The organism is Lewinella sp. 4G2 (assembly GCF_001625015.1).
Classification (GTDB): Bacteria; Bacteroidota; Bacteroidia; order Chitinophagales; family Saprospiraceae; genus Neolewinella.
In genome coordinates this window covers 74,436-93,280 of record NZ_LVWJ02000011.1, presented here as the reverse complement: position 1 = coordinate 93,280, position 18,845 = coordinate 74,436, and the positions used below count along the sequence as shown (strand labels likewise).

The 18,845-nt window shown below is 56.4% G+C and carries 15 protein-coding genes; 6 read left to right on the top strand and 9 right to left on the bottom strand.

All coding sequences use genetic code 11. The features are described from left to right. The first annotated feature begins 40 nt into the window (after positions 1 to 40). The 3 genes from A3850_RS00420 to A3850_RS00410 all read left to right on the top strand — a co-directional run bounded on the left by A3850_RS00420 (position 41) and on the right by A3850_RS00410 (position 3,153). Positions 41 to 1,363 carry an iron chelate uptake ABC transporter family permease subunit gene (locus A3850_RS00420; RefSeq protein ID WP_231915260.1) on the top strand — a complete coding sequence of 441 codons (1,323 nt, stop codon included), beginning with the start codon at positions 41 to 43 and terminating at the stop codon, positions 1,361 to 1,363. A gap of 96 nt (positions 1,364 to 1,459) precedes the next feature. Further along, positions 1,460 to 2,191, top strand: coding sequence for a hypothetical protein (locus A3850_RS00415; protein ID WP_231915259.1), 732 nt, complete (start codon positions 1,460 to 1,462; stop codon positions 2,189 to 2,191). A 62-nt stretch (positions 2,192 to 2,253) separates the two neighbouring features. After that, positions 2,254 to 3,153: an aminotransferase class IV gene (locus tag A3850_RS00410; protein WP_068212720.1), complete on the top strand. Its 900-nt coding sequence runs from the start codon at positions 2,254 to 2,256 to the stop codon at positions 3,151 to 3,153. Positions 3,154 to 3,195: 42 nt separating this feature from the next. Here the strand turns inward: A3850_RS00410 and A3850_RS00405 are convergent, their stop codons facing one another. Beyond that, positions 3,196 to 5,118, bottom strand: a complete 1,923-nt coding sequence (locus A3850_RS00405) for a mucoidy inhibitor MuiA family protein (RefSeq protein WP_068212717.1) — start codon at positions 5,116 to 5,118, stop codon at positions 3,196 to 3,198. A gap of 69 nt (positions 5,119 to 5,187) precedes the next feature. Further along, entirely contained in the window at positions 5,188 to 6,003 is an 816-nt protein-coding gene (locus A3850_RS00400; protein ID WP_068212714.1) for a glutamate--tRNA ligase family protein, read from the bottom strand. 107 nt (positions 6,004 to 6,110) lie between these two features. Here A3850_RS00400 and A3850_RS00395 point away from each other — a divergent pair, with 107 nt between their 5' ends. Continuing rightward, the gene (locus A3850_RS00395; protein ID WP_068212711.1) at positions 6,111 to 6,968 is read left to right on the top strand and encodes a C1 family peptidase; all 858 of its coding nucleotides are present in this window, start codon (positions 6,111 to 6,113) and stop codon (positions 6,966 to 6,968) included. Here the strand turns inward: A3850_RS00395 and A3850_RS20055 are convergent. The 6 genes from A3850_RS20055 to A3850_RS00370 form a co-directional block, all read right to left on the bottom strand. After that, on the bottom strand, positions 6,934 to 7,350 hold the full coding sequence (locus tag A3850_RS20055) for a hypothetical protein (protein ID WP_157500782.1): 417 nt from the start codon (positions 7,348 to 7,350) through the stop codon (positions 6,934 to 6,936). The genes A3850_RS00395 and A3850_RS20055 overlap by 35 nt on opposite strands. Continuing rightward, positions 7,347 to 8,276, bottom strand: coding sequence for a tRNA epoxyqueuosine(34) reductase QueG (gene queG / locus A3850_RS00390; protein WP_068212709.1), 930 nt, complete (start codon positions 8,274 to 8,276; stop codon positions 7,347 to 7,349). The genes A3850_RS20055 and queG overlap by 4 nt, the downstream gene beginning before the upstream one ends. Positions 8,277 to 8,416: 140 nt before the next feature. Further along, positions 8,417 to 9,643: an SUMF1/EgtB/PvdO family nonheme iron enzyme gene (locus tag A3850_RS00385; RefSeq protein WP_068212707.1), complete on the bottom strand. Its 1,227-nt coding sequence runs from the start codon at positions 9,641 to 9,643 to the stop codon at positions 8,417 to 8,419. Between the two features lie 369 nt (positions 9,644 to 10,012). Continuing rightward, on the bottom strand, positions 10,013 to 10,984 hold the full coding sequence (locus tag A3850_RS00380) for a PorP/SprF family type IX secretion system membrane protein (protein WP_068212703.1): 972 nt from the start codon (positions 10,982 to 10,984) through the stop codon (positions 10,013 to 10,015). Between the two features lie 5 nt (positions 10,985 to 10,989). Further along, complete coding sequence (locus A3850_RS00375; RefSeq protein ID WP_068212701.1) at positions 10,990 to 13,092, bottom strand: thioredoxin domain-containing protein; 2,103 nt, start codon at positions 13,090 to 13,092, stop codon at positions 10,990 to 10,992. 51 nt (positions 13,093 to 13,143) lie between these two features. Further along, positions 13,144 to 13,971, bottom strand: a complete 828-nt coding sequence (locus A3850_RS00370; RefSeq protein ID WP_068212699.1) for a Cof-type HAD-IIB family hydrolase — start codon at positions 13,969 to 13,971, stop codon at positions 13,144 to 13,146. A 381-nt stretch (positions 13,972 to 14,352) separates the two neighbouring features. On the opposite strand from A3850_RS00370, the gene A3850_RS00365 reads away from it, so the two are divergent. Beyond that, positions 14,353 to 15,420 (top strand): hypothetical protein, encoded by a 1,068-nt coding sequence (locus tag A3850_RS00365; RefSeq protein ID WP_157500780.1) that lies wholly within the window; start codon positions 14,353 to 14,355, stop codon positions 15,418 to 15,420. On the opposite strand, the gene A3850_RS00360 is transcribed toward A3850_RS00365, so the two are convergent. Further along, the gene (locus A3850_RS00360) at positions 15,417 to 16,820 is read right to left on the bottom strand and encodes a M28 family metallopeptidase (protein ID WP_068212693.1); all 1,404 of its coding nucleotides are present in this window, start codon (positions 16,818 to 16,820) and stop codon (positions 15,417 to 15,419) included. The two genes, A3850_RS00365 and A3850_RS00360, sit on opposite strands and share 4 nt — an antisense overlap. 182 nt (positions 16,821 to 17,002) lie before the next feature. Between A3850_RS00360 and A3850_RS00355 the strand changes: the two genes are divergently transcribed. Further along, entirely contained in the window at positions 17,003 to 18,805 is a 1,803-nt protein-coding gene (locus A3850_RS00355; protein ID WP_068212690.1) for an ABC transporter substrate-binding protein, read from the top strand. Positions 18,806 to 18,845 lie beyond the last annotated feature (40 nt).

Here is an 18,845-nt window from a genome sequence, read left to right as displayed (position 1 = left end):
ACTTTTTTCACGTTTAGTTGGTAGTAGCTATTTTGTTAGAATGAGGACTGTACCTTGTGCCGGTACGCCAAGCCGTAAGCCCCCAATGACCGAAGCCTCCCTGTTTGAATTGCTCTCCGAAGTCTACAACGTGCGCGCCATCGTGGCCAGCAGTATGGTGGGCCTGATGTGCGGCGTGTTGGGGTGCTTCATCGTACTACGGAATATGTCGCTGGTGGGAGATGCCCTGGCCCACGCCATCCTCCCCGGCGTCGTGGTGGGGTACATGATTGCCGGGTACAGCACCCTGGCCTTCTTCACCGGAGCCGTCGGCGCTGGTCTGCTAACGGCTTTTGGTATCACCTGGATTCAGCAGCGCGTCCGGACGAAGAATGACGCCGCCGTCGGTATCGTTTTCACCTCCATGTTTTCGCTGGGCGTCATTCTCATCAGCCGGATCAGCCGGCGGGACGGGGTGCACCTGGATTTGAAGGACTTCCTCTTCGGCAATGCCCTCGGCGTTAGCGATAGCGACCTTTTGCTGACGGGATTGGTGATGGCCTACGTCCTGATCTCCGTTGCCGTCTTTTACCGCTACTTGTTTGCGACGACCTTCCAGTCGGTGGTAGCGCAGACGATGGGGATATCGGTGAAGACCCTTCACTACTTCTTAATGCTGCTCCTCAGTTTTGCGGTGGTAGCGAGCCTGCAAACGGTCGGGGTGATTCTGGTCGTGGCGATGCTCATCACACCGGCGGCGACCGCTTTGCTACTATCTCAACGTTTAAATAAAGTGCTCCCCATCGCTGGTGGTCTGGGCATGATCTCGGCCATCGTAGGGATGGTCGTGGCCATTAAGTTCAACTTTCCTCCCGGCCCGGCCATGGCCCTCGTCGCTACGGGACTCTACTTACTCACCGTCACCTTTGCGCCCAAACGGGGTCTGGTATCCCAAGCTTGGTACCGGCGGCAGCGCCGTCAATTGACGATTCGTGAGGATATCCTGAAACGCATCTTTCGCCAGAACCAGAAGCACGGTGTGGCAGACCCCGCTTCGATCCGCGAGCAACTGGACCTCGGCTTAGGTGGATGGAAGCGACAACTAAAATCCCTTCGCTCCAAAGGCCTGCTTAACAGAGGAGAATTGGTGTTGACCGACGCCGGCAAACTCCTGGCATTGCGGATGGTACGCGCCCACCGCCTCTGGGAGACCTACCTGAATCAGGAAGTTGGCCTTACGCCGGAACAGATTCACGACGAAGCCGAACGCCTCGAACACCTCCTCACCGACGAGATGCTCGACCGGGTAGACGAGGAACTGGGTTACCCCGGTGAAGACCCCCACGGCAGCGCCATTCCCGGCCGCGGTGCATTGGGAATTTGATTGGGCGTCCGCTAATTACATTTCCACCGTTCCGCCTGTATTTAGTTTGTTCGTCTGTCCAGCTTCGGATAGCTTTACGGCCACCAACCACTGCCAATGGGCACCACGCAAAATCGGATCAATCTCTGGTCCTCCCCCCGCAACGTCAGCACCGCACTAATGTACGCCTTCGCCCAGCGGCCGGATACTGCCGTGGTGGACGAGCCACTCTACGCCCACTACTTGACCCACCAACCCACGGAGGCGGACCACCCCGGGCGCGAGGAAATTCTCGCCAGCATGGAGAACGATGGGGAGAAGGTCGTTCAGACGATGTTGCACCACGACTACGGCCACCCCGTAGTCGTCTTAAAACAAATGACCCACCACCTAATCCAGCTAAATGATGCCTTCCTGGCTGAGTGCAAGAACGTCCTGCTGATCCGCTCACCCCGCGAGATTATTCGCTCCTTCGGCGAAGTAGTGGACCAAGTAACCGCGGCCGACGTAGGTATCCCCCAGCAACACGCCCTCTTTCAGCAGTTGATAACCAGCGATCAATTGGCGGCGGTCGTCGACGCCAGGTGCCTGCTGGAAAACCCGGAAGGCGTATTGCGGCAACTCTGTGAACGACTGGAGCTACCTTTTACTGATCAGATGCTCAGTTGGCCGGCTGGCCCCCGGCCCGAAGATGGCGTCTGGGCGCAGTACTGGTATAAAGGAACCCACGCTAGCACGGGCTTCAAACCTTACCAATCCAGGAAATTTACTTTGCCTCCGGCACTACGAACTGTCGCCGAGAAATGCCAGCCCTTCTACGAGGAAATGCTCGCCGCCGCACTCCGGTAGGCCCGCGATAACCCAAATACTTATCTCTTCATCTATTTGATTGCTACCCAAATTCTACCCTTATGCTCCAACAATTCAATCCCGCCAATAAAGACCTGCTCGTATACATCGACGGTGAAATGGTCCATCGCGACGAAGCCAAGGTCAGCGTTTTTGATAGCGTAGTGCAGGGTGGCGACGCCGTTTGGGAAGGGATCCGCGTGTACGACGGCCGGGTATTTTCGTTGGAGGAACACCTCGATCGGCTCTTCGCTTCCGCTCACACCTTGGCCTTCGCCGGTATTCCCAGCCGGGAGGAAGTTCGGCAAGCCATCTTCGCCACGCTGAAGGCCAACGGGATGACCGATGGGGTACACATCCGCCTTACCCTGACGCGCGGCCGGAAGATCACCTCGGGCATGGATCCCCGACTTAACCAGTTCGGTTGCACCCTCATCGTTTTGGCGGAGCACAAACCACCGGTCTACCCGCCCCAGATTACTTTGGTGACGAGTTCCGTCCGCCGCAACAGTCCGAATAGTCTGGACAGTAAGATCCACCACAACAACTTGCTCAATAACATCCTGGCGAAGATCGAAGCCAACTACGCTCATGCCGACGCGGGGCTCATGCTCGACAAGGACGGCTACGTTTCGGAAGCCAACGGTGTCAACGTATTTCTGATCAAAAACGGGGTGGTCCTCACGCCGTACGCGGATTACTGCCTTCCCGGCATTACTCGCCAGACTGTTCTTAACCTCTGCGCCGAGCACGGTATCCCCGCCGAGGAACGTCGCCTCTCCGTCAGTCAGTTCTATACTGCCGATGAAGTTTTTACCACCGGCACGATGGGCGAGCTGACCCGCGTGGCGCACATCGACGGCCGGGCCATCATTAATAGCCGGGATACTTCCTTGCTGGACCGCCTTAACGAGCTCTTCGGCGCCCTGACCGAAAAAGGAGGGACGCGCATACCGCAGTAGCGCATCCCTCTCATAATCTTCTGAATTTGTTTCGGTGAAGAATTACTCCAGCTGAATGCGTAGGCCCTTCGCGTACTTCACCGTGTAGCCGAAGGTGGCCTTCCACTCCTGGCCGGCGGGTAGTTCCGTCCGCCAGGTGATGATGCCCCTGTTGTTATCCCGTTTGCCACGGTTTGAAATTTCCTGTTTTACCTCAATCCGCTCGTCGCCGCTCACCGGAACTTGATCCTGCACGACCAGGTTTATAGGCTGGCTCTTTTTGTTGCGCACCGACAACGTGTACCCCCGGCTTTCGCTGATCTTGCCCCCAAAGAAATTCCGCTCGCGGTAATCGTCCGTGGCCGTCCGTTGCACAATGACGTTCGGGTCACGGCCGAGGCTGAGTTGCAGGGTGTCGCTGGTATTGGATACGTCGAGGCGGGACTGGCCCAGGTAGGTGCCCTCGAAGAACAGGTTCATATCGCCACTCAGCAGTTCGTACTTTTCGTAGTTGGTGACGGCCGCTTTGAGGAAGGCTGCTTCTTCCAATTTCGGGATGGCGAAGTGGGTGTAGGTAGCGGGTAATTTGTACTGCTGGATGTCCACGTCGCGCGCCACGCCATCGCTGGGGATGGTGTAAGGCAATTCGATGTCGAAACTCACGGTCGTAGCCTTGCGGGTAGTTTGTACGGGGACGGGAGCGGAGGTGCTGACGACATCGGCCAACATATTACTGCTAGATGCCGTGGCTGTCGCCTTGTTTCGCCGCCGACGATTTTTGTTAGAGCCAGCGCGTGTAGACCCGTAGCCTACAACGACAACTTCCTCGAGCATCATTTGATCTTCCTCTAGCCGCACGTTTACCAGGTTGCCTGAAATGGACTTTACTGTACTCGCATAGCCAGTGTAACTGACACTAAGGGTAGTAGCATCCTCGGGAAGATTAAGTTGGTAGCGCCCGTCAAAGTCAGTGACGGTACCAATTGCGGAGCCGGTCACCAAAATCGAAGCGCCAATGAGGGGCTCCCCGTTTTCATCCGTCACCGTACCGCTAACGGAACGGTAACCGAAGGATGCTTGCGAGCGGTCGTCGGTAGGGCGGTAGGTGGGGAGGGCGCTACCATTGTATACGCGCCAAGTGTTTAGGGTGGGCGCCACGGCGTTCACGCTGGGGTCGCCAGTGCTCAGCTTCAGGCGGACATTGCTCCAGTCTTCTCCCGTTTTCTGATGCACTTTGGCACGGTAGCGGAGGTCGATCGGGCGGGAGATGTCCGTAACCCGGACGTCGTAGTGGGGCGTCCATCCGGCGTTGGGGACGAGGTAGGTGAGGGTGAAATTACTGCGGGTTGCCCGGTCAGCCTGGGTCGTTACGACGATCTCCGCGGTGGGTTTGATCTGGATCTCCTTACCGAGTTGGGCGATCAGTTTACCGATCTCTTTTCGTTTTTCTTCAATGCCGTCAAGCTGGTCACTCACGTCCAGGTAGAATAATCTGATGGCAGTGAGTCGCTCCCGTTGGTAGGCCACCGTGGCTTTCAGTTCCTCGGCGCTTAGCCCATTTTCGTTGCCGGCTACGACGCGGTTTTGGGCCAGGATCTCTTCTTCATCCTTCGCAATCCGGTACTTCGTGCGTACCTCGGCCTCCTCGCGGTCTAATGCTTTAAGTTGGTCATTGAAGATCTGGAACCTGGGGTCCTTTTTTCCCGCCTTACCAAAATTCAGGCGGTGGCTCACGGAGAGCACGAGAAAGTCATCCCCGCTGCTGTTGACCTGGATGCTACCCGGGTCGAGGTCCGTCGTCAAGCCGGTGAAGGTGATCACGTTTCTGCCCGATGGCACGGAACTATTCGCTTTCCGACTCACTTGGGCCCCATCCAGAAATACGGTGGCCATATTGATTTCGGAGTTTACGTTGAGGGTGTCCTGGGCGCTGCCGCAGGTACAGAGTAAGAGGGTAAAGGCGATACTTAACAGGGAACGGAGCATACTTTTTTTGGCCCGTGGATGCAGCTCAGTTTAGGATTACACATCAAGGGACAAAAAAAGTGTAGAAAACTAGCCCAACCACTGTTTGGTCAACCCCTCCAACCTCTGGATGATGCTGCCATCAATGCGCAAGGGTTCACTCCGGGCCCCAGCCGATTTACTAAGTTTTGAGCCGTCCACTGCAGTGATCAACGGATGATGGAGGAAGGTGATACGGCTCATTAATGCATCAAAACCCAGTAGGTCACTTAGTATCATCTGCGCCGCGGTACTCGGCAGAAGGTCCTGCCCCCGCCCGACCGTGTTGATGCCGAATAACCGATCGTCCACCGTGCAGGCCAATTGGTACGCCGGGCGCCCGGCTTTATTCCGAATGACGAAATCTGGGATAACGGTATGAGGCTCCACCACGAATGGCTCCTTTTGCACCAAATCCGGAATGAGTAGCTCTTCGCTGACCTGCCGGGTATCGACGCGCCAGGCGACATCTCTTGTGTCCAAGTCTATCTTCCGGTCCAGGCAGCCGTGCACGTGGGTGCCATTTTGCAATTCCTTTCGGCTGCAGGGGCAGGCGAATACTAAATCGCTCTCCCGCAAGCGATCGAGGGCTGTTCGGTATTGGGGGAGGCGTTTTTCTTGCGACCATTCTTCTTCAAAAGAGGCGACGTCCACCGGTCCTTCAGTACGCTGAATGCCGAGTTGGTTCAGGCAGCGGAAGATGTCCTCCACGTAGGCGCGCCGGTACCGCGCTCGATCTAAGTCATCAACGCGGAGCATCAATTCCCCGCCATCCCGTACCAGGGCGGCATTCAGCAGAAAGTTAGCCAGGTTGCCCTCGTGCAGGTACCCTGAGGGCGTTGGAGCAATTCTGGATTTAGGCTTCACTCAGCGGCGGATTTACGGTGGGCGTATTGTTACTTCGCACTACTTGGTCAAGGTACGTCGTTGTCTCCCTACCGTCCGCTTGCCCCCTTTAATTTAGTTGATTCCCCATGTTCAAAAAAATCCCACGGAACCTCCTCGTTGCTTCACTCTTATTTCTGGCAGGTCCTTTTTTACCCACTCTCCTTGCACCCGCGTTGAGCGCCCAGAGACCGAATGCTTCCGCGCCTACTCCGGTAACTACGGCCCGCAGTAACCAGATGATGGTTGGCATTGAAGACGCGCAGACGATCGACGCGATGATGTACAACGTGGAAGGCATCGGCAGCGGCGGGCGCGAAGAGCTGGCCCGGCAAAACGTGAAGAGCTACATGATGCCCATTCGGCAAGTCGCCAACTCTAACCAGGAATGGGCCTACGCACTTACCTCCTCCTTGGAGTACTACAAGAACCTGAGCGAAAACTTCAAGGAAAACTACAGCCCGGACTACCTCATGATGAGTCTCGCCAACCAGGGGACCCGCCCCAACATCGAAGACGGTTTGCGCTTCCTCGTGGAGCAGGGCACCGTCTCGGCCAACATCGTACCCTACGGCAGCAACGTCATCCCGGGCGCCGTCTATAGCGTGCCGAAGATCCGCGTCACGAATTTTTTCTACCTCTTCCGCGAAACGACCCGCAACCGCAACCGGATCTTCGAGATCAAAAAAGCACTAAGCCGCGGCAACCCCGTGCTCGTAGAACTGCGCACGCCACCCGGTTTTGAACGCCACGCCACGGCAACGTACCAGCCGGCGGGCGCCGCTACGGAAACCCACTACCTAAATGTAGTGGGCTACAATAGCCTCGACGAAACCGTTGAATTACGCGGTAACTTCGGCCGTCTCTGGGCGGACGCCGGCTACGTCACGATGTCCTACGACGACTTCAGCGCTATCGCAGTTCAGGGCTTTGTGTTGCATCCTTAGCGGTCAACCTTTTGACGGCAGCGGGGTGGCCCTGCCGCTCCAGATAATTGGTCAGGCTATCATAAACTTCTGGCCCGGCAAGTCTTGGGTCCACATAAAAAGTATCGACACCCGGTTGCAACAGCCAGGGTAAACGCTGTATCAACTGGGCGGCCGTTTCTCCGCATTCTCCACTCGTCAGTACGCGGGACCCACTTTTTGCGAATTGCTCCGTCAGTAGCCTGAGGTGATTGGGTGCCCAATCCGCCGTATCCGTTAATACCACAATGTTTGTTCTGCGTGGCTCCGCCGTAGCTTCAGAATCGTTATTTGGCGCGCACGCAGGTGCCAGGTGGAGTAGGAATAGGAGCAGTGCGGAAGCGGTGGGGGACGTCAGCCTCATAGTTCAGGATCAAGAAAATCAATGTTCCGCCGCAAGCCCGAAAACTTGGTGCGCTTGACGGCGGATTTCTGAAAGACCCGCCGGAATACCTCCTCCGTCATCTCCCGTGTCTCCCGCGCCGACATTCCGGGGAGGTCGGGGTGGGGGAGGAAGTCCGGCTCCCGGTGCGGTGTACTAAACCGGTTCCAAGGGCAAACCTCCTGGCAGATATCGCACCCAAAAGCCCAGCCTTCCATCCGCCCTTTGAACTCTTCAGGGATGGCCTCCCGCAATTCAATGGTCAGGTAGCTGATGCACTTGCTCCCATCGACGATGTACCCCTGCGGGCTAATGGCTTCCGTAGGGCAGGCGTCGATGCATGCGGTGCAGGTCCCACAGTAATCCTTGATTCGTTGGTCGGGCTCCACGTCGAGATCGGAGATCAATTCCGCCAGGAAGTAATAACTTCCGGCCTTAGGGTTGATGAGGAGCGTATTTTTCCCCGTCCAGCCAACGCCGGCGCGCTTGGCCCAGTCCCGCTCCAGAACGGGGGCGCTATCCACGAACACGCGTCCGTCCAGCGGTGCCCCCAGCGCTTCCTCAATCTGCCAAACCAAGTGCTTGAGTTTGCCCTTAATGACGTGGTGGTAATCCTTCCCGTACGCGTAGCGGCTGATCTTTGGCGCCTCCAGGCTGGGGCCATCGTCTTCCGGAAAGTAATTGTAGAGCAGGGAGATCACCGTCTTCGCACCGGGGACGAGTTTGGTTGGGTCCACCCGCTTATCGAAGTGGTTCTCCATCCACTGCATCGTACCGTGCTTGCCCTGGTTGAGCCACTCTTCTAACCGCGCCTCTTCCTCCGTCATCCGCTCGGCCTTAGCGACGCCGATGAAGCTGAAGCCGAGGTCAAAGACAAGTTTTTTGATATGGGCGTTAGTTAGTGACATTACTGGTCAGGAGTCTATAGTCTGTAGTCTATAGTCGTCATCCGTAGTCGTGACTACAGACTAAAGACTATAGACTTCAGACTAAAAAACGGCAGCCTCCCGCAGGAAACCGCCGTTTTTAAATTCGGGCCGAAGCTGAATTAGAAGTCGTTGATCGAGCGACCAGTGAAGCTCAGAACGTTACGGAAGCCGATGTAAGACTTCGTAGTGTCCTGGTATTCGTAAGCGCGGGTGCCACACTGGAGGTAGAAGCTGATGTCCTTCCAGCTACCGCCGCGGATCACTTTACGCTTCATGCCGATGGGATCGTCGTCCTTGGCGTTGTAACGAATGTCCGGGTTGAAGTCGTGGACGAAGCTGTTAGCATTTTCGTAGAAGGCGGTTACGGTCCACTCAGCTACGTTGCCGGCCATGTTGTAGAGACCGTAATCGTTAGGGTAGTAAGCATCGACCGGTACGGTGTAGCCACCGCCGTCGTCAGCATAGTTACCGCGGCCAGGCTTGAAGTTGGCGAGGAGACAGCCTTTGCCATTCCGTACGTACGGGCCACCCCAGGGGTACTGAGCGTGTTCGCGGCCACCACGGGCGGCGTATTCGAATTCGTATTCGGTGGGGAGGCGGAATTCTTCGATCAGGGTTTCGTTAACGCTGTTCCAGAGGGTCGTCCGCCAGTGAGAGAAGGCGCGGGCCATCTTCCAGTCAATACCTACGATCGGGTAGTTGTCGTAAGCAGGGTGGGAGAAGTAGCTGCGGGCCATTGGCTCGTTGTAGCTGTAGGTGAAGTCACGAACCCACACCAGCGTGTCTGGGTAGATGTTGACCGGCGTGTTGTCCACGTATTCGGCCATACCCTCTCCGCTGCGGCCTTCGGGGCGGGCGCGGGCGGCAGCTCCCCAATCAACATCCTGGTAAGAGTAGTCGTAAAGGTTCACGTTGGTCTGGCGGCGGCCTGCGAAGCTTTCTTCGAGGTACATGTCGGCGAGGGACTCATCGGAAAGGTCGAGTTCCATTTCCCAGTCGATGTTGCCGTTTTCGTCGAAGTCACCCATCATGTCGTGAGCGATAGAGTCGCGAATCCAGTGAATGAACTGGCGGTATTCGTTATTGGAGATCTCCGTGTCGTCCATAAAGAAACCATTGATGGTAATTCTTTGGGGGCGCTGGATGTAGGTGCCGGTAATATCCTGGTCGGAATTACCAACGTGGGCCGTACCGGAGGGTACGTAGACCATCCCGTAGGGAGAGATGCCTTTCCAGTCGGGGCGGTCGCTAGCTCCGACGAGTTCACCGGAGTCGGTGGTGCCGCAGCTGGTCAATACGATGGCCAGGAAGGAAAGAGCGAGAAAGGGGTTGAAAAAATTCTTCATTAAAGTACCCGAGTTTACCTCATTTCAAAAAGCGATACAAAGATAGCAGACTTCACGAACCCTCACTAGCTAAATAGCTGGTCGGGCTCATTTTAACGTTGTGGCGCAGCCTCACTACTCGAGCGAACGCCCCATCTGCTTGGCTTAGTATCAAAAGCTGGCGAGGGGACCAACTTTTAACAGATTAAGTGGTGTCATTACCGAAGGCCGGTTGTTTGGCCGTCTAGGACGTTTTCGTTTGGTTGTTAAGCTAAGGTACGAACTTTACGTAACTACCCACCACCGTAGCAGTACTCAAGCATCCCAAATGGGAACGTGCCGACAGTTACGATGTTTGGCCGCCAACAAATGACCTACGAAGGCCAGCGATCACTGCTTAGCCCTTGGATAATAGATGATTGGCGGGGGGACGCCGGCGCCAATCCGCTTGCGCAAATTGTACTTCAACGTGATTTCATGGCTGCCATCCTGCACCGTTCGCAGCGGAGAGAGCGTCAGGTCATAAGCGTAATGTACCGTGATGTTGTCGTTAAGACTAAACCCGCCGGATAGCACGATCGCTTCGGCGCTAGCGGCATCCCCCGTCCGGTACGCAGCTCCCGCCATAATATTTTCCTGGTAGCGGAAGCTGGCCCCGCCGCTTAGCTGGGTTTGCGTCCCGTCACTGATAGCGTAAGCAAACGGCAATACTTCCCAACTGGTAAGGACGTCGAATCGGGCGGCCAGGTACCCGTGGTACTGCCTCCCCAAAGTGTAATCCAATCCGGGAAATGCCAGCACGGGGCCATTCAGGTTTTTGGCAGAAACACCACCCTGAAAGGTATTGCCCTGGTAATAAATACCCGCCCCAAGCGCCAGTGAGCCTTCGTTGACGTTACCCGTGGGCAACAAATCATCGTTGTGGATGAACACTCCTTCGTTTGGGTAGGCCCCTTCGGGCGTCCGTAGCAAACTTCCATCGAGTCCCAATGCGAGGTAGCGAGCTGATACCCCGAAGGAAAAGACGTTAGCGCCCCGGACTAATTGGTAATTGTAGGAAGCACTCACGCTGTTAAGACTGCGGGCACCCAATTCATCCCGCTCGGCTTCAATTCCGAAACCACTATTGAGGAAATAGATGGGTAAGTGGGCGCTCAATCGCTGGCCCGTAGGTGAGCCTTCCAGGCCCGTCCATTGCGCCCGGTAGGCACCGGTGACGCTGAGGGAATTATCCAACCCCGCGTAAGCCGGATTAAACTGTACGATATCCAGCCAGGGCATGCTGTAACGCGTCAACTGCTGGCCGGAAACGGCAAACCCAGCGGCCATCAACGTTAGGACCAGGAGTACACGTAGTTGCATGGGTTTTACTTGTTCGGATTAAGGTTAGTTGCTTGCTTTTCCAGCAGTTCCAAGGCGGCCTTCGCGGTGGTAACCGGCTTTTGGCACACTTGGTTCTCACACAGGTAAAAGCGAAGCCCGTCAGCAAGATAACGGTTCCTGAAGAGGGAAACGTCTTGATTTTCTTCTTCCGCCGCAGCCAGCAACAAACCTGGTCGGTATGGCGACAGGAATTGCTGCGCCACATCCACCGCGTCGGGCCCGGTGACGACTAATTCTCGTTTCGGTGCGGCGTGCAGCAAAGCGGCGTGGACCCATCCCGCAAAACTTCCCGGGTAGCGTTCCATACTGCCAGCCATCGCGGCGAGCATGGCTTCCCCACGTTCTTCCATGCTCTGTTCATCCAGCAGGTGGCTCATTCTAAGCAAGCTGTGCATAAATTGGCTGTTGCCGGAGGGGAGGGCGTTATCGAAAAGGTCAACACTTTCTACCGGTAACTCATTCTTCCCCTTTTGCCGGAGGGTGAGCATCGGGCTGTCGTTATTCCCGAAGTTTTCGAGGGTGTACTTCACTAGTTGCTGGCCACCGGACAATGCACCCGCGGCAGCGCCCAAATCATCAGAACCTATGAGATACTTCATGTCAAACGTGACGGCATACAGATCGATCGCAGCCTCGGTTAGCGCCGCCAGGTCGTCCAGAAAAGCTGGGGCACCGAGGTGGCCGTTGGTGTAGTTGCGGTGCCAACGCCCGTCTTTAAACAGGTGGGTACGCAAAGTATCCCAAAGCTCCGTAGCCAGATTGAGTAACTCGACATCACCGGTCGCTCGGTAACACCAGGTGAAAGCGGAAACGAGCAAAGCATTCCACTGCAAAATGACTTTGTCATCCGCTCCCGGGTGGACGCGGGTCTCGAAGCGGAAGGTGTGTAATTTGCTTTTGGCGGAGGTGAGCAGCCCTTCGAAAGTAGCAACGGAGATATCCAAGGCAGTAGCGCAGGCCTCTTTTGGCAAAGGGCGGTAGGGAATATTGGTGTGCTCCTCGGCCCAGTTGCCGGCCTCAGTGATGCCGTAGAACTTAATGATCACGGCAGCCTCTTGCTCGGAAAGTAACCCCTCAATTTCCTCCTGCTGCCACACGTAGTACTTACCCTCCACGCCTTCGCTGTCGGCGTCCAGGCCGGCCCGGTAGCCGCCGGAAGGCAGGAGCATCTCCCGTTTGAGCCATGTGATGGTCTCGTTGATACCGTCGCGAAACCGCTCGTCCGGCGTCGTCATCTGCAACTTGGCCAGGAGCCGCAGCAACAAGGCGTTGTCGTAGAGCATCTTCTCGAAGTGGGGGACCCGCCAGGCACCGTCCACGGTATACCGGCTGAAGCCGCCGCCCAATTGATCGTAGATGCCACCGTCCAGCATGGCCAGCATTCCGTGGCGGGCGAGGTAAATATCACCTGTCTCGCCGTGTAGAACGCCGTGAGCGAGCAGGGCTTCCAGCGATTGGCTGCCCGGGAATTTAGGTGCCCCTCCGAAGCCACCGTGCTGGTGGTCGTAGCGGTCCCGCAATTTCTGCATGACGTTGTTCCGCCAACTGAGGTGGTCGTCCGCCTCCGGTTCGATGCGGAGCATATTGAGCTCACCTCCCGCGATATTTTTGGTTAAGCGCTCCGCCTGTTCTTCTACCTCTTCCCGTCTTTCAGAGTAAGAGGTGCTGAGGGAATGCAGGACGTCCCGCCAACTCGGTCGGTTGTACTTCGCTTCCGGTGGGTAGTAGGTTCCGGCGTAGAAGGGGCGCCCGTCGGGCAGCAGGAAGGCGTTCAGGGGCCAACCGCCACTGCCGTTGATGGCCTGGCACGCTTCCATGTAGATCTTATCCACGTCGGGCCGTTCTTCGCGGTCCACTTTGATGCACACGAAGTGCTCGTTCATCACCGCGGCCGTCGCCTCATCTTCAAAGCTTTCCCGCTCCATCACGTGGCACCAGTGGCAGGTGGCGTAACCAATGCTTACGAGAATGGGCTTATCCTCCGCCCGGGCACGAGCCAGCGCAGCGTCATTCCAGGCGTGCCAGTGGACGGGGTTATCCTTGTGCTGAAGGAGGTAGGGCGAAGATTCTAGGTGGAGTTGGTTGATAGGGCGGTGCTTTAGCTATTCCACCTTATATGTTATCGGCTCCAAAAGAGTTCAAGCCGGTGGGGTAGGGCAGTACTTGGCCAAACCTTCGGCGACGCCGTCCTCTTTATTGCCGGCGACTACGTGATCAGCGACGGATTTGGCTTCCGGGCGGGCGTTGCCGACGGCTACCCCAATGCCTACCCCTTCCAGCATTTCAACGTCATTGTAATTATCGCCAAAGGCAATGCAGTCGCCCAGGGAGAGATATGGGTAGGCATCCTCTAGGAGGGTACGGACGCCGGTTAGTTTGGAGATGCGCGCATCCGCGATCTCTAGGTAATCATCCTTGGAGCGGTAGAGGTGGAGCTGACTTGAGAACTCAGATTCCAGCAGGGTAATGAGTCGGTCCAAACGCCCCGGCTCCCCCATACACATGATTTTGTGGGCGCCGTGGCCGGCCTCCCGCCAATTGGCGATGGTGGTAGTCAGGTTTTGGACCGTCGGTGAGGTCCGGGTATTGTGTTCCTCCCGTTTAGCGTAATGGTCCATGGATTCCACGTACCATTCGTCGACGTAATAAAGACTAACGGAAAGGGGGGCGGACTGGCTGAATTCCCGAATCACTTCCGCAACTTTAAGATCGATGGCCTGGCTGGAAACGGTTCGGCCGTCTACTACGACGAGTCCGCCGTTGTAGGCGATTAAGGGGAGGCCTTCAATATCCAGGTCAGCTTGCAGGTGGGTCATCGCCCTTGGCATCCGGCTGGAGATTAGGATAAAAGGAATGCCTGCGGCGCTCAGGCGGTCCACTTCGCGGCGGGTGGCCGGGGCGATGTGGCGGTCTTTGTCGAGCAAGGTTCCGTCAATATCCGTGAAGGCAATACGGGGTGTTTTCATACCGTGAAGGTAGAAAGGTGGATCCCAAATGTTAAAGTCTGTCTTTACCGGACATTTTCCGTTCAAAGGAACTAGTCCGATTTAGTTCAATTTTTCCTTACAAGGAAAGGCTATTTGCGGAAAGCATAAAACTATCGTTCGGCAAACTAGATTTTTGGCAACGTTTACTTCTGGAGCATGATTTTTGGCATACGTAAACCCAAAGTTAATTCGGTAGTCCGCCCCGTCTTTTGTGTTGACATTTGCACCCTTAACGCGTTTCAAACTCAGCGTGCGGGGGGATTGTACCCATTACACCGCACCTGCGACAGCGCCCATTTTTTCGCAATGAATGGAATGGGTGTATTGACCAAATTCACAGACCACGTAAAGCCGGTAATTATGACCCGACTGAACTTACTCCTGGCCCTGCTCTTACTTCCCGCGCTTTCGTTCGCGGGTTCCGTATTTGATTTGATGAACCATACCAACGGAGACGAGCACCTGGCGGCAACGCTGAAGCTGCCCGTAGATAGCATCATGGCCCGCTCGGAAGCCGCCCAGCAGGCGTTGTTCTCCTTCGTGGACGCTGCCGGTTTAGAGCAAGAATTTTCCGTGAAGATCACCACCCGCGGCAAGTTCCGTCGCAATCGTTGTGAAATGCCTCCGCTCAAGATCGACTTTAAGAAAAAGGACCTTGAGAAGCGCGGGCTAGCTGCCTACGACAAGTATAAACTGGTAGTGCCCTGTTTCGAAAACGAACTCGCCGAGGAATTGATCCTGAAAGAGCACTTAGCCTACCAGATCTACCAAACGCTAACGCCCTACAGCTACCGCACCCAATTGCTCAAGCTGACGATTAAAGACGAAAACGGCGGTGCCAACCACGTGATGACTGCTTTCATCATTGAAGCAACCGACGAAATGGCCGCCCGCAACGGTGGCGTGGAAGCACCCGAAACCCGCGGTCTCGGGGCGGACAACTACGACCAGGAAGCCGAAGCCACCCACGCTTTCTTCCAGTACCTCGTCGGTAATGGCGACTGGAGCCTGCTACTCCGCCGCAACGTAAAGGTCATCGACGTAAAGGGTAAACTCATCCCCGTCGGTTACGACTTCGACTTCACCGGCTTCGTCGGTGCGCCCTACGCCACGGCGTCCACCGATACCGGCCAGCGTAGTATTTACGACCGCGTCTACCTCGGGTACGCCCAGAACGACGAAGTGATCGATCGGGTAAGTCTGACCTTTAAAGAGAAGCGTCGGGAGATCTTGAAAATGATTGCCAACGTCGATATTGACGCTGACGCCCGCTCCCGTACCTACCGCTTCGCGACCCGCTTTTTCGCCCGGGTAAACCGCCTGCGTAGCGACGAGGAGTTTACACTCTACGATCAGCTTCGCGGTGAGACGGCGGCCTTCATTCCTACAGGAGAGTCCCCTAGCCACTACCAGTCGATGGGCCGCTAAAGCCCTCGGGGAATTAAGGTACTCGGGAAGACAACGAGGCTTTCGTTACCGTCCGTTCCGACGGTAGAGACGCCGAAAAAATAGTTGTCCACCACCAAATTTTTGAAAGTGTAATCTAGTTGTCCGGCGGGCACGAAGCGCTTGTGTTCCCACTGGGCGCTGGTCGTCAGCCGGTAGTGCACGTAGTAGCCGGCGATGGGCGTCTTCGTCTCCGGAGACTCCCACTTTAGCCGTGCGCTGGGCCGAACGGTACCACCGATCATCACCAGCGGCGGCGGTGGGGGAGCGGCGGCGAGGCCGGCCAGGGTGATCGCATTCACTCCCGTCAGTTTGGCTGCGTAAGGGAAATTGACGTGTTCGAGCCGGTCACCGTAAAAGATGCCATCTTCGGTTCGTAGATCCTGGTGCTGCTGGTTGTAATTTTCGTGGGTTTCCATGATCCGGATCCCCGGGAAACCGGCGTCATTAAAGGGTCGGTGGTGGCCACCGCGGCCGAAACGGTCCAATCGGTAGATCATCATCGGGTCCAGATTGGTCGTGTATTGGCGCGTTAGCCGGTCTATGTAACGTGCCAGTTGACGGCTTGGCCCGTCCACTTCGCCACCGAAAAAGCGACGGTAAATGTTGGCCCGCTCGTCGTTCGCGCTCTCCGGGTAGTAGGGTTCTGAAAAAATGCGGAACGAAGTATTATCCGTCACGCCGTCAATCCCGGTGATATTGCCAATCATGTCGTTATTCAGTACGCCGGTGATTTCCCATTCTTGCTTTTTGGCGTAGTCCGCCAAGCCCTTACCGCCGAAAAGCCCCTGTTCTTCGCCACTCAAACCCACATAAGCGATTGACCCCGGAAAGCGGTATCGCGTCAGTACTCTTGCGGCCTCCAGCGTGCCTGCCATGCCGCTGGCGTTGTCGTTGGCGCCGGGGCTGTCGGAGGTGCCGTCGAGCGGATCCGTTACGCGGCTGTCAATGTCCCCGCTCATCATTACGATCCGGTTAGGGTCCCGCGTCCCCCGCTGGATGGCGACAACGTTCACTACCCAGGTGTCTTCTTTGATCCGGCTTTCCGGGTTGCCCTCCACGAGGTTGCGCTGGTAAAATACCTCCAGGCAACCACCACACGTCTCGCTGATCCGCTCAAATTCGGCAAAGATCCAGCGGCGAGCGGCACCAATGCCACGGGTATCCGAAGTCGTATCGCTAAGCGTGTGGCGGGTACCGAAACCCACCAATTGCGTGATGTCCCGTTCCAGTCGTGCGGGGTCCGCAGCATCGGCAATATCGTACAGGCGTTGGTCCGTAGCCGGCGGTGCTGGGGTTCTGGGCACGGGCACGGAAAGCGTCTTTTGGGCGCTGACGCAGGTGCCTAGTAAAGATAAAAGGGCAAAAAGAATGGGGCGCATGGGGACTGATTAGCTTGGTCGTGGAGTGATGGGGATGTCGTTAATGCAACGGGAAGGTATAAAGAGATGGCGACCAATAAGTGGTCCGCTATAGCTAATGCCTTCAATGAGGCATAATTCCAGCTCTTGCGGGCTAGGGGAGAATTACTCGCACCCGGCGAAGGGCTGTATCTTCGCCTACCATGAGACTGACCCAGCTATATTTCTTCTTCCTACTCCTTATTGTTAGTGGATGCCAGTCCGCAGCCGAAGAGGCCGGAACTGATGGCGGAGCCCAACAGCCCGTGTCGGCCAGTGAAGTCGCTTTCCGCCACGCCGATAACGTAGTTCGGATCGGTATGAGCAGTGAGCCGCCTACGCTGAACCCCGTACTTTCTGCATCTAGGACCAGCCGCTACGTGCACGAGATGATCTTCCAATCCCTCAACGCGCAGGACCCGAATGACTACAGCCTCGTCCCCATGCTAGCCGGTTTGCCGGACGTGAAGCCAGAAGCCAACGGAATGGTGGGATACGCCTACAGCATCAACCCCGACGCGACCTGGCCGAATGGCCTGCCCGTATCGGCAGCGGACGTCGTCTTCAGCATGAAGCTCGTCCTGAACCCACTGATTGGTAGTGGCGCGTACCGATCCTACTACGAGGCCGTCTCCAACGTGATCACCAGCCCGAACGACGAGCGCCGCTTCAAAGTGATGACCTCCGGCCCTTACCTGCTGGCCAAGGACGCGATCGGAAGCCTGGTTATCTATCCCGAATACGCCTACGACCCGGAGAAAAAAATGCGGACCATTCGCCTTCAGGAACTCGCAACCGACCGCGGCGCCGAGCGGCTGGCAAAGAATAATGAAGACCTGCAGGCCTTCGCCGAAACCTTTAATGCCCTGGAAACCAGCCGGTCTCCCGAAGATCTGATTGGTAGCGGCCCCTACCGCCTGGAAGAATGGGAAAGTGGTCAGCGGATCACCCTCGTCAAGCAGGATCAGTACTGGGCGGAAGGCAGCAGCCAACCCTGGTTAAAAGCCAAGCCCGAACGCTTAGAATTTACTATCATCCAGGACGCCAACACTATGGGCACCGCCCTCCGTGACGAACTGGTGGACGTAGTAACCGACCTCCCCATCGAGCAATTCAAAGACCTACCAAATGATGCCTTCCTCCGCGACCGCTACGATTTCGAAGTGATTGATGGGCTCAAGTATTTCGGTATCCTCTTTAACCAACAACTACCCATCTTTCGAGATGCCGCTACCCGCCGTGCCCTGGCACAACTGGTGGACGTGGATCAGCTCATTGAGCAACTCTTCCCCGGTGGTTTGGCTTCCCGCGTTACCGGGCCGGTCATGCCTGCCAAAGCCTATTACAATGATGCGCTGGAGCCCGTTGATTATGACGTATCTGCAGCTAAAGCTGCCCTCTCTGCCGCGGGTTGGGCGGACAGCGATGGCAACGGCATCCTCGACCGGGAGGTGGACGGTGAGCAGCAGGAGTTATCCTTTGAGTTCCTCATCTTCCCCAGCCCGACGAGTGAAGCCATTGGTTCCCTCGTAGCCGAATGGGCCGCAGCCGCTGGCGTCGACATCAAAGTGGTACCCAAAGACGGCCGCACCCTCTTCGGTGAATTGGACAAGGGGAACTTCGCCACCGCCATCGTAGGCCAAAGCTTCGAGCCTTACCCCGAGGACTTTACCCAAACCTACGCTTCTACTTCCGTACCCCCGAATGGTACCAACCGCGGCGGTTTTGCCGACCGGGAGGTTGACCAACTGCTCCGCAAAATCCGGACGACGCTGGACGCCGAAGATCGCTACCCATTGTACGATCGCTTCCAGGAGATTGTGTACGAAAACCAACCGATGATCTTCCTTTTCTCCACTAAGGATCGTTTGGTGGTGAGCCGCCGTTTTAAGTACGAGACGCGGGCAAAATCACCAAACCTCTTCTTCAATGCACTTGAGCAGCACAAGTGGAATAAGCCTGAGTGATTGAGAAAGTGGGATGATGCTAAAGCGGCTGCTGTTTGTT

Coding starts and splice junctions, on each gene's coding strand:
- A3850_RS00385 (WP_068212707.1), bottom strand. CDS start 9,643: ATGAAGAATTTTTTCAACCCCTTTCTCGCTCTTTCCTTCCTGGCCATC.
- A3850_RS00415 (WP_231915259.1), top strand. CDS start 1,460: ATGGGCACCACGCAAAATCGGATCAATCTCTGGTCCTCCCCCCGCAAC.
- A3850_RS00380 (WP_068212703.1), bottom strand. CDS start 10,984: ATGCAACTACGTGTACTCCTGGTCCTAACGTTGATGGCCGCTGGGTTT.
- A3850_RS00365 (WP_157500780.1), top strand. CDS start 14,353: ATGACCCGACTGAACTTACTCCTGGCCCTGCTCTTACTTCCCGCGCTT.
- A3850_RS20055 (WP_157500782.1), bottom strand. CDS start 7,350: ATGAGGCTGACGTCCCCCACCGCTTCCGCACTGCTCCTATTCCTACTC.
- A3850_RS00370 (WP_068212699.1), bottom strand. CDS start 13,971: ATGAAAACACCCCGTATTGCCTTCACGGATATTGACGGAACCTTGCTC.
- A3850_RS00395 (WP_068212711.1), top strand. CDS start 6,111: ATGTTCAAAAAAATCCCACGGAACCTCCTCGTTGCTTCACTCTTATTT.
- A3850_RS00355 (WP_068212690.1), top strand. CDS start 17,003: ATGAGACTGACCCAGCTATATTTCTTCTTCCTACTCCTTATTGTTAGT.
- A3850_RS00410 (WP_068212720.1), top strand. CDS start 2,254: ATGCTCCAACAATTCAATCCCGCCAATAAAGACCTGCTCGTATACATC.
- A3850_RS00420 (WP_231915260.1), top strand. CDS start 41: ATGAGGACTGTACCTTGTGCCGGTACGCCAAGCCGTAAGCCCCCAATG.
- A3850_RS00360 (WP_068212693.1), bottom strand. CDS start 16,820: ATGCGCCCCATTCTTTTTGCCCTTTTATCTTTACTAGGCACCTGCGTC.
- A3850_RS00405 (WP_068212717.1), bottom strand. CDS start 5,118: ATGCTCCGTTCCCTGTTAAGTATCGCCTTTACCCTCTTACTCTGTACC.
- queG (WP_068212709.1), bottom strand. CDS start 8,276: ATGTCACTAACTAACGCCCATATCAAAAAACTTGTCTTTGACCTCGGC.